The sequence below is a fragment of the Caproiciproducens puteiluti genome (assembly GCF_052442865.1).
GTDB lineage: Bacteria > Bacillota > Clostridia > Oscillospirales > Acutalibacteraceae > Caproiciproducens.
Window position 1 is genome coordinate 3,931,606 of the sequence record NZ_CP194790.1, and the last position, 9,924, is coordinate 3,941,529.

General features: G+C 52.8%; 10 protein-coding genes. All 10 read right to left on the reverse strand.

The annotated features are described in order from the left end of the window. Positions 1-6: 6 nt before the first annotated feature. Complete coding sequence (locus ACRQU7_RS19040; protein WP_141826722.1) at positions 7-774, reverse strand: ParA family protein; 768 nt, start codon at positions 772-774, stop codon at positions 7-9. A 475-nt stretch (positions 775-1,249) separates the two neighbouring features. After that, positions 1,250-2,053: a ParB/RepB/Spo0J family partition protein gene (locus tag ACRQU7_RS19045; protein ID WP_444645638.1), complete on the reverse strand. Its 804-nt coding sequence runs from the start codon at positions 2,051-2,053 to the stop codon at positions 1,250-1,252. A gap of 212 nt (positions 2,054-2,265) precedes the next feature. Beyond that, positions 2,266-2,979 (reverse strand): 16S rRNA (guanine(527)-N(7))-methyltransferase RsmG, encoded by a 714-nt coding sequence (gene rsmG, locus ACRQU7_RS19050; RefSeq protein WP_444642702.1) that lies wholly within the window; start codon positions 2,977-2,979, stop codon positions 2,266-2,268. A 1-nt stretch (position 2,980) separates the two neighbouring features. Next, complete coding sequence (gene mnmG, locus ACRQU7_RS19055) at positions 2,981-4,855, reverse strand: tRNA uridine-5-carboxymethylaminomethyl(34) synthesis enzyme MnmG (RefSeq protein ID WP_444642704.1); 1,875 nt, start codon at positions 4,853-4,855, stop codon at positions 2,981-2,983. 24 nt (positions 4,856-4,879) lie between these two features. Beyond that, positions 4,880-6,271 (reverse strand): tRNA uridine-5-carboxymethylaminomethyl(34) synthesis GTPase MnmE, encoded by a 1,392-nt coding sequence (gene mnmE / locus ACRQU7_RS19060; protein WP_444642706.1) that lies wholly within the window; start codon positions 6,269-6,271, stop codon positions 4,880-4,882. Between the two features lie 517 nt (positions 6,272-6,788). Continuing rightward, complete coding sequence (gene jag, locus ACRQU7_RS19065; protein WP_444642708.1) at positions 6,789-7,679, reverse strand: RNA-binding cell elongation regulator Jag/EloR; 891 nt, start codon at positions 7,677-7,679, stop codon at positions 6,789-6,791. A 22-nt stretch (positions 7,680-7,701) separates the two neighbouring features. Further along, positions 7,702-8,769 (reverse strand): YidC/Oxa1 family membrane protein insertase, encoded by a 1,068-nt coding sequence (locus ACRQU7_RS19070; RefSeq protein WP_444642710.1) that lies wholly within the window; start codon positions 8,767-8,769, stop codon positions 7,702-7,704. Positions 8,770-8,793: 24 nt separating this feature from the next. Further along, positions 8,794-9,021 (reverse strand): membrane protein insertion efficiency factor YidD, encoded by a 228-nt coding sequence (gene yidD, locus ACRQU7_RS19075; RefSeq protein ID WP_141826727.1) that lies wholly within the window; start codon positions 9,019-9,021, stop codon positions 8,794-8,796. Then, complete coding sequence (gene rnpA, locus ACRQU7_RS19080; RefSeq protein ID WP_141826728.1) at positions 9,018-9,353, reverse strand: ribonuclease P protein component; 336 nt, start codon at positions 9,351-9,353, stop codon at positions 9,018-9,020. Before rnpA ends, yidD begins: the two co-directional genes overlap by 4 nt. Positions 9,354-9,435: 82 nt before the next feature. After that, positions 9,436-9,570 (reverse strand): 50S ribosomal protein L34, encoded by a 135-nt coding sequence (gene rpmH, locus ACRQU7_RS19085; protein WP_038322395.1) that lies wholly within the window; start codon positions 9,568-9,570, stop codon positions 9,436-9,438. Positions 9,571-9,924 lie beyond the last annotated feature (354 nt).

Consider the following 9,924-nt stretch of genomic DNA (forward strand, 5'->3'; position numbering starts at 1 on the left):
TCCCCCCTATTCTCGATTGGTCCGAATAATTTCATCCGCCAGCGTATCGTAGGCAAGGGCCCCTCTGGAGCTCTTGTCAAAATACTGAATCGGCCTGCCGAAGCTCGGCGCTTCGGAAAGGCGCACCGCCCGGGGAATCGCCGTTGCAAACACCTTCCGCGGGAAGTATTTCTTGACCTCCTGCACCACCTGTTGGGTCAGGTTCAGCCGCCCGTCGTACATGGTGAGCAGCACGCCCTCGATCTCCAGCTGCCCGTTGTACTGGCGTTTGACGCGCCGTACGGTGTTCATCAGCTGGGACAGGCCCTCTAGCGCGTAATATTCGCACTGGATCGGAACCAGCAGCGTGTCCGCCACACAGAGCGCGTTGGTTGTGATAATTCCAAGCGAGGGCGGACAGTCGATAAAGATATAATCATAATGCTCTCTTAACGGCACCAGCGCGTTTTTCAGGATGGATTCACGGTGATCCAGCGTGACCAGCTCAATTTCGGCCGCCGCCAGGTCCATGCTGGACGGAATAATGTCCAGATTGTCAAACTCCGTGTGGATAATCACCTCCGGCGCCTTTGCCTCGCCGATCAGCACTTCATAAACGGTGTTCTTCACCGCCCGGCGGTCAACACCCACCCCGCTTGAAGAATTGCCCTGCGGGTCAATATCCACCAGAAGCGTTTTCTTTCCCTTCGTGCCCATCGCGGCGGAAAGGTTGACGGAAGTCGTCGTTTTGCCGACGCCGCCCTTCTGGTTCGCAATTGCTATAATTTTTCCCATTCTTTCCCTCCGGCTGCGGGTTTGCTCCCACAGAAACACAGTTTTCCATAAAGTTGCCCCAATTTCGGGTATAAACGGAATAATAGTTTTATTATAGCACTCTTTCTCCGGAAGATAAAGATTTTTCTCCCTTTTTTGCGTATGTTTCATGTGAAACAATGCGGACCTGCCGATCGGGGAAGCGGACCTGCCGGTCGGCACGCGCCTACGGCCACGCTTCCAGTCGGCCCATGTCGAATCGAAGTCCGATTGCTCCGAAACTCCCTCTGCCGCGCCGAGCGCGCCACCTCCCTCACAGAGGGAGGCTGGGGATTCGGCCCCCTCCCCGAGGGAGCTAATAGGCGCAGCCTGACTGAGGGAGTTCGCCCCCCTTCCCCCCGATGTTTCACATGAAACAAAACAGGCCGAACATAACGTTCGGCCTGCCTTGTGGGAAATGATATAGGGAAATAGGAGTAAACTCTTATACTCAATATTAAGCAGGCTTTTTTCCACCCGTTGCCTGCGTCTTGGGAATACGGACCAGACATTCAATATATTCGTCCGTTTCGCTTTTCAGCGTCTGCGCATTGATACCGCTTTGTTTCATTGTCTCAATGGCATGGTTGATCGTATTCAGAAAGACACGTACATCCTTAATTACAAAAGTACGTTTGCTTTTTGGTTTTTGATTTTCTTCCAGAAGCTTATCTACAAGATCGTCCGTCTGCTGCACGTTCAGGTGCTTTCCAATAATCTGTCCAAGCACCTTCTCGCGGACTTTTTCCTCTTTAATGCGCAGCAGCGCACGGGCATGCCGTTCGGTCAGCCCGCAGGCAGTAATTTTTTCCCGCTCTTCTTCGGAAAGTTTGAGCAGACGAAGCTTGTTTGCAAGCGTGGATTGGCTTTTTCCCAGCCGGAGTGCAGCTTCCTCCTGTGTAACATCCCACTGCTCGATCAGACGGCGGATTCCTTCCGCTTCCTCGAAGATCTGTAAATCCTGCCGCTGCAGGTTTTCGGTCATGGCAAGGACGGCGCTGGTTTCCGCGGAACAATCGCTGATAATACAGGCGACGGTGGGAAGGCCGGCCATTCTGCAGGCGCGCAGCCTCCGCTCCCCGGCGATCAGCTCGTAGCCGCCTTTGACTCGGCGGACGGAAATCGGCTGAAGCAATCCGTTTGTCCGGATGCTTCTCGACAGCTCCAGCAATTCCTGCTCGCTGAATGAACGCCGCGGCTGCGCCGGATTTGGATGGATTGAATCGATATTGATCTGAACCACTTTGCGCTTTTCACCCATAATATGCAAATTCGCCGCCTCCTTGCTTGTCCCTTTTTGTTAAGGATAACATGGAGCGCGGCGATTTTTTGTAAAATTATGGTAATTGAAAATTTTTTTATTTGTTATTTTTTGGCAGTTTGTGTTCTTTCGGGTTCCTTCCACACGATTCCTGTTTATTCGAAGCGGCATCACGGTTCTAAAAACGATCGTCGCTGCATAGGAAGAAGGGCTTAAAGCGGACTTTTCGCAATCTTTGCCCCGTGCCGCGGATAAGCCGCGGGAATGGGTCCCGTCCGCCTGATCAGTATCAGACTCCGGCTGTCCCCGTTCGGCAGTTCAAACTTTTCGATTCCATCCAGCGTACAGCCCAGGAGAGCAACAGCGTTTTTCGCCGCGCGGACTTCCTCCTCCGGCTCCAGCCCCTTCATCGCGATAAATACCCCGCCGATTTTCAGAAACGGCAGGCAATATTCGCAAAGCAGGTTCAGAGGCGCAACGGCTCTCGCCGTGGCAAAATCGAATTTTCCCCGGTATGTGGCCTGCCTTCCGGCTTCCTCAGCGCGCGCATGCACAAATTCAGCGCTGAAATGTAACTTTTCCGCCAAATCCTGCAAAAAGACCAGCCGTTTATTGAGCCCGTCCAACAGAGTCAGGTTCAGCCCGGGGCGCATCAGCTTGAGCGGTACGCCGGGAAATCCCGCGCCGGTGCCAACATCGATCAGCTTCGCACCCTCCGGCAGATTCAGATACTTCAAAATGAGGATACTGTCCAGAAAATGCTTGTACGCAATTTCTTCGGGCTCTTTAATGGCGGTCAGGTTGATTTTCTCATTCCAATTCAACAGAAGCTCCATATATTGTTGAAAACTTTCCGTCTGTTCCCCACTCAGCACGATTCCCGCATCCTGTGCGGAAGAAACCAGCCGTTCGCGAATATCCTTCATCTTATTCCCCCCTGCCACGCGCAAGCCAGATCAGCAGCACAGAAATATCCGCGGGGCTCACGCCGGAAATACGGGAAGCCTGTCCGACACTCGCAGGCATTACTTTTTGCAGCTTTTCCTGCGCTTCGGTTCTCAGGCCGATAATTTCCTTATAATTGATCTTAGCGGGCAAACGGCGTTCTTCCAGACGGCGCATTTCCGCGATATCTGCTTTCTGCCGCTTGATATAGCCCTCGTATTTGATTTCAATCTCCACGTTTTCAAAAACCGCCGCGGGCAGGTCGGGCCGGTCCCTGTCGACTTCCTTTAAAATCTCATAATTCAGCTGCGGACGGCGAATCAGCTCCGCAAGGCGCACACCGGTGATCACCGGCGATGTTTCATGTGAAACAAGCAGCTGATTCAGGGCCTCAGACGGCGGCAGGACGGTCTTTTCCGCGCGCAGAAGCTCCTGCTCCTTCTGCTTTTGCTTCTGCTGGAACCGTTCCCAGCGATCATCGGAGATCAGCCCGATTTTCCTGCCGGTCGGGGTCATGCGTTCGTCGGCGTTGTCCTGACGAAGCACCAGCCGGTACTCGCTCCGCGATGTCATCATCCGGTAGGGGTCGCTGACTCCCTTGGTAATCAGATCATCCACCAAGGTTCCGATATAGGACCCCGCGCGGTCAAGGGCCATCGGCTCTTTTCCCCGTACCTTTAACGCGGCGTTGATTCCGGCGACCAGCCCCTGTGCGGCGGCCTCCTCGTAACCGGAGCTGCCGTTGAACTGCCCCGCGCCGTAAAGCCCGGGAAATTCCTGAAATTCCAGCGTCGCCTCCATTTGAAGCGGGTCGACGCAGTCATATTCGATTGCGTAGGCGCAGCGCATGATTTCCACATGCTCCAATCCCTTGATCGTGCGGTAGAAAGCAATCTGCACTTCCTCAGGCAGAGAAGAGCTCATCCCCTGCAAATACATTTCCTCGGTATCCATCCCACAGGGTTCAATAAAAAGCTGATGACGCTTCTTATCCGGAAAACGCATGATTTTATCTTCAAAGCTCGGGCAGTAACGGGGGCCCACCCCCTCGATTTTACCGCTGTACATGGGGGAACGCCCAATATTTTCCAAAATCACCTGCTTGGTGCCGTCGTTTGTCCAAGAGATATGACAGACCGCGCGGTTTTTCAGCGGAGTCAGGGTATCGTAGGAAAACGGAACGACAGGTTCGTCGCCTTCCTGCACCTCAAGACCGGTAAAGTCGATGCTGGATTTCAGCACGCGTGCGGGGGTGCCGGTTTTGAAGCGGCGAAGGCGCAGACCGATTTTTTTCAGCGCCGCGCCGAGGAACGACGAAGGGAACATTCCGTCCGGCCCACCCTCATAGGAAACATCGCCCACATAGATTTTTCCGCCAAGATAAGTACCGGTGGCAATCACCACCGCTTTCGCGCGGTAAACCGCCTCCATCCGGGTCGTGACCAGCCACAGGCCGTCCGTCCCCTGCTCCAGGTCCACGATTTCCGCCTGCTTCAGCTGCAGGTTCGGCTGCGTTTCCAGTTTCCGCTTCATGATCTTGCCGTATTCCCGGCGGTCGATCTGCGCGCGCAGAGAATGGACGGCGGGACCCTTGCCCAAATTGAGCATTCTGCTCTGCAGCATGGCTTCGTCGGCGGTTTTTCCCATTTCTCCGCCCAGCGCGTCGATTTCCCGGACCAGATGGCCCTTTGCCGTTCCTCCGATGGACGGATTGCAGGGACAGTTTCCCACGGCGTCCATATTGATTGTGAAAACGCAGGTGCTGCAGCCGAGGCGCGCGGATGCGAGCGCGGCCTCGATTCCGGCATGCCCGGCGCCGATCACCACAACATCATAATTACCGGCATCGTATTTCAAAGGTATTCCTCCAATATGATTCGTTTACTTTCCTACACAAAAATGCGAGAACACGGAATCTACGACTGCTTCCGTCGCGCGTTCACCGGTCAGCTCCAAAAGCGCGGATACCGCCCCCTCGATCGATACCGTCACGGCGTCCAGGGTCATTCCGCTTTCCACCGCCGTCAGCGCTTCCGTTACACAGTCCCCGGCCTGCCGGGCGGCGTCGCGTTGGCGTTCCGTAAACAAAATCCCGTCCGCGGGGTTCAGCTCCGAAGTACGGAGCACTTCCGCCACCGCGTCCTTCAGCTCCTGCAAGCCTTCGCCTGAAAGCGCAGAAATATATACTATTTGTTGAAAATATTTTTTGATATACTGTACGTCTATTTTTGCGGGCAAATCGCTTTTATTGATCACCGCAATCGCGGCGGATTCCCGGATTGCGCAAACCAGCTCCCGGTCCTCGCCGTTCAGCTCCTGAGAGGAGTCGAAAACCGCCAGAACCAGCTGCGCTTCCCTCAGCTTGCCGCGCGCACGGTCCACACCGATTTTTTCCACCGGATCGTCGGTCAGGCGAATTCCGGCGGTGTCGGATAAGCGGAGCGGAACGTCGCCGAGAATCACCGTATCCTCGACGATATCTCGGGTCGTTCCGGCGTATTCGGTGACGATGCTGCGCTCGCACCCGGCCAGCAGATTCATCAGGGTGGATTTTCCCACATTCGGGCGTCCGGCGATCACCGTCGCGACCCCCTCGCGGATGGCCCGCCCCGCGTCGAACTGGCGCAGTAGGTGCTCGATTTCGGATTTTACGGTCAGCAGGGTGATTTGCAGCTTCACCGGGTTTACCTGCGGGATATCGTCCTCCGGATAATCCGCCCAGGCGGATAAATGCGCGGCAGCCTCGATCAGCATCCCTCGTATCTTGATAATTTTCTTTTCCAGCGCACCGTCATGACCGGCAAGCGCGGCCTTCGCGGCCTGTTCCCCCTGCGCGGAAATGATCTGCATAACGGACTCCGCTTCGGTCAGCCCGATTTTTCCGTTCAGGAACGCCCGGCGCGTAAATTCTCCCGGCCCGGCCGGAACCGCACCCGCGGCAAATACCGCTTTCAGAACGCGGCGCATGATATACAGCCCCCCGTGACAGGAAAGCTCCACCACGTCTTCGCCGGTAAAGCTGGCGGGCGCGGTGAAATTCAGGGCGATCGCCTCATCGATATCCGTTTCGCCGTCATGCACCCTGCCGTAAAGAGCGGTGTACCCTTTCACGTCCTCCAGTGTTTTACCGCGCCGGGAGGTGAACACCTTTCCGGCAATCTCTTTTGCCCGCGGTCCGGAAAGGCGCACAATGCCGATTCCCCCCGGCGCCTGCGGCGTGGAAATCGCCGCGATCGTTTTTGCTGACGGAGCATATCCGTTTTCGTTTTTCATTCTTGTTCCCTCATAAGATCAATCGTCCTTTGTTTTCCCTATCGCTTATTTTTACCAATTTTTGAGTTTCACACACGGGAGCGATAGGTTCCGGTTGATCCGCCCGTCATGCCATTCATCGTTTCAATCCATGCTCCCGTATAGGAGCGACCGGCCCGATCGGCTCGTTCTGAATCTCACTGTTGTTTCAATCCACACCCCCGGCGGGGAACGGCGAATGCCGTTATTGTCACACATTTCATAGCTGGTGTTTCAATCCGCGTTCCCATGCGGGAGCGACGAAAGTAATACTGAAACTGAACTGTCTCAACGCCATTTCAATCCACGCCCCCATGTGGGGAGCGACGCCGTATTTCAGGGTATCCAAGTCCGGTATCTACGTTTCAATCCACACTCCGATGTGAGGAGCGACGAATACCTGTTTTCCATGCGGAATTACAACTATCAATTTCAATCCGCGCTCCATATAAAACAAAGGGCGATTCAAATGAACCGCCCTTTGTGCTTCGTTATAAGATTATTTCTTGACATCAACGCGGCCATAAAGCGGAGCCTTGCCTTCATTCTTCGGCGCTGCCTTCTGCACCGGCTGGCGGGCAGGCACAGAACCGGCGCCCGGTACGGAACCGGCACTCGGTCCGGAGCCGAGGTTCGGTCCGGGGCCGACGTTCGGCGCGGATCTCGGCTGTCTGTTGTTGTATCCGCCGCTACGCGGTTTGTCATTGTACGGACGGCGTCCCTGTCCTTTGCCGTAATTATTTCTGCGGGGAGCCGGACGTTCTCCGGCTTCCGGTCCAATCACGACATGTCGGGACAAATCTTCGCCTTCGGACCAGGATTTTGCGCCCTCCACTGTCTGGACAGCGGTATGGATGATTCTGCGTTCATATGGATTCATAGGCTCCAGGGAAGAATTACGTCCGGTCTTGATCGCTTTCGCGGCAATCTTCTTTCCGAGGATTTCCAGCGTTTCCTTGCGTTTCTCGCGGTAATTTCCAATATCGATGGTAATTCTGTAATAGGAATTGTCAATGTGGTTAGCGACAAGGCCGGTCAAGTACTGAAGTGCGTCCAGCGTTTCCCCGCGGTGACCGATGATAAAGCCGATATCATCGCCGGAAAGGGAGAGCTGCGCGCCGTTCTCTTCCTCTTTGATCTGAATATCCACCGCAGAAAGACCCATTTTATCAAGGATCCCTTTCAGATACTTCGCGGCGGCCTCCGCAGGATCGTTTTTGATAAAGACTCTTACCTTCGCAGGGTTTCCGCCGAAAAGGCCGAAGGTCTTTTTCGTCGGCATTTCCAAAATTTCAAATTCCGCTTCATAGGATTCAACGCCGAGCTCCCTGCATGCGGCCTCTTTTGCCAGCTCAACGGTTTCACCGGTTGCAATCGCTTCTTTTATCACGGTATTCCCTCCCCGGTTCGTCTTATTTTTTCATTCCTAAATAGTCATCCGAATTTGTCTTTCCGCCTTTTGTTTTCGTTTTTGAAGCTCCCGATTTTGCTGTCGTCCTCTGCTGCGGCTGCGGGTTAATTTCCTGATTTCTGTAGAAAGCGCCGGCAACAGGCTTCATCTTTGACTCGTTTTCTTCCAGAAGGGCAACCCTCTGCGCTTCCGCTTTCGCGTTCAGGTCCGCCGGGCTGTACCAGATATTCAGAATAATGGTTTGCAAGAAACCGAATATCGTCGAAATAATCCAATAAAAACCAACCGCCGCAGGCATTGTGCAGGCAAGCCATGCGCTGAACAGCGGCATCAGATAGAGCATTCCCTTCATGCATCCCTGCTGCTGCTGCATTCCCGGCTGCATTTTCATCGTAAAATACTGGGTAACCAAAGAAGATACCAGGCACAGTGCGGGGATAATCCACAGGTTGGAACGGAACAGGGTACCGAATATATTCGCGCCGTCGCTCGGCGTGTCCAAAAGATTCAGCCCCATAAACTGGAAGCCGTGGCTGAAGGATTCTATTTTCGCAAGCTCCGCCGCGCTGAACATGGTCAGCTGGGGTTTCAGCTGCATAAAATGCTTGACGATTTCAATCTGTGCATACTGGGCGGAAAAGCTTGCGCCCAGACCGGGAATCTGCTTGAGCATTTCAACGGCCTTCGCGATTCCTTCGGCAGAAAGGTGAAGGGCGTTCGCAAGCGGGTTCTGCACGGTATAAAACAGTCCGATCATGATCGGGAAAGGGATAAAAGTGGTCAGGCATCCGCTCGCCGGATTAATTCCCTCTTTGTCATAAAGCTTCTGTGTCTCTTCCTGAAGCTTTACCTTATCGTTCCCGTATTTTTTCTGCAGCTCTTTTTGTTTGACGGCCATTTTGCTGTTCGCGGCCATCGATTTTTGCTGATTGATGGAAAACGGGAACATGACTATTTTCAATACGAGTGTAAACAAAATAATTGCCACGCCGTAATTCTGAATCAGCGTATAAAAAAACCAGAGCAAATAGCCGAGAATGTTTCCGAAAAAATTAAAAATCTCCGTCATATGAGCAATACTCCTCTATAGTGGTTATCGCTTGTCCCGTTTTTCCGGCACGGGATCGTATCCTCCGCGGCTGAACGGGTTACAGCGCAGTATCCGAAAGAATGCAAGCCAGAATCCCTTAAACGCGCCAAAGCGCTCGATCGCTTCGATCGCGTAATTCGAACAGGTGGGGTAGTATTTGCAGCACGGTTTTTTGTAGGGGGAAATGGCTTTCTGGTAAAACCTGATAAGCAAAATAAGCGGGCGTTTCATTTCAGGACCCCCGCGTTTTTCAGCTGCAGCAGCATTGCACGGCGAACTTCCGTGCTTTTTACAAAAGGTGTTTTGCCCCTGGCCACAAAAACAAAATCATGCCCCGGAGCAATTTCGGGAGCCAAGGCTCTGAAAGCCTCGCGGATCACTCTGCGTGAACGGTTCCGTTTCACAGCGTTGCCGATTTTCTTGCTGGTGGTGATCCCTACCCTGACGTTTTTGCTGCGATTTTTCGTAACATAGGTAATGACCACAGGGCTGACATACGATTTTCCCCTTGCATAAATCCTGCGGAAATCCTTGTTTTCTGTTATGGGAATCAATAAATCCATACTTAAAATCGCACCACAATTCTGATTTGTTCCGTGAAGCAGCGAAGCTAAAAAGAAAGGCCACTCACCGTGGCCCTTTTGCTTAGTAGCTCAAACGTGCTCTGCCCTTTGCTCTGCGGCGGGCCAAAACCTTACGGCCGTTGCTTGTGGACATTCTTTTTCTGAAACCGTGCTCCTTTTTTCTGTGGAGCTTCTTTGGTTGATAAGTTCTCAGCATGAAAAAACCTCCTTTCGGGGTACAAACCTTGCAATATAGCATTATATATTAAATATGCGCAGCCTGTCAACCTAAATTTTGTCCCCCGTACCGAAAAATATTGGAAATTACGGGCATACAGGCTGATTACTGAATTCGTCAAGCTATATAAATCAATATACCACACTTCCCCGTAAAAGAAAAGTGAAAGCGCGTCATTTAAAAAAATTTTATTATCTATGTGTTTTACACGCGCGCAATACAATATACTGTATTTTCTCAGACAATTGAAATTTGAAATAAATTGTATTTTGTGGTAATATAATTTATGTTATGCCTAAGAGTATAAATAATTGTTAGAATGAGGTTTAAAGA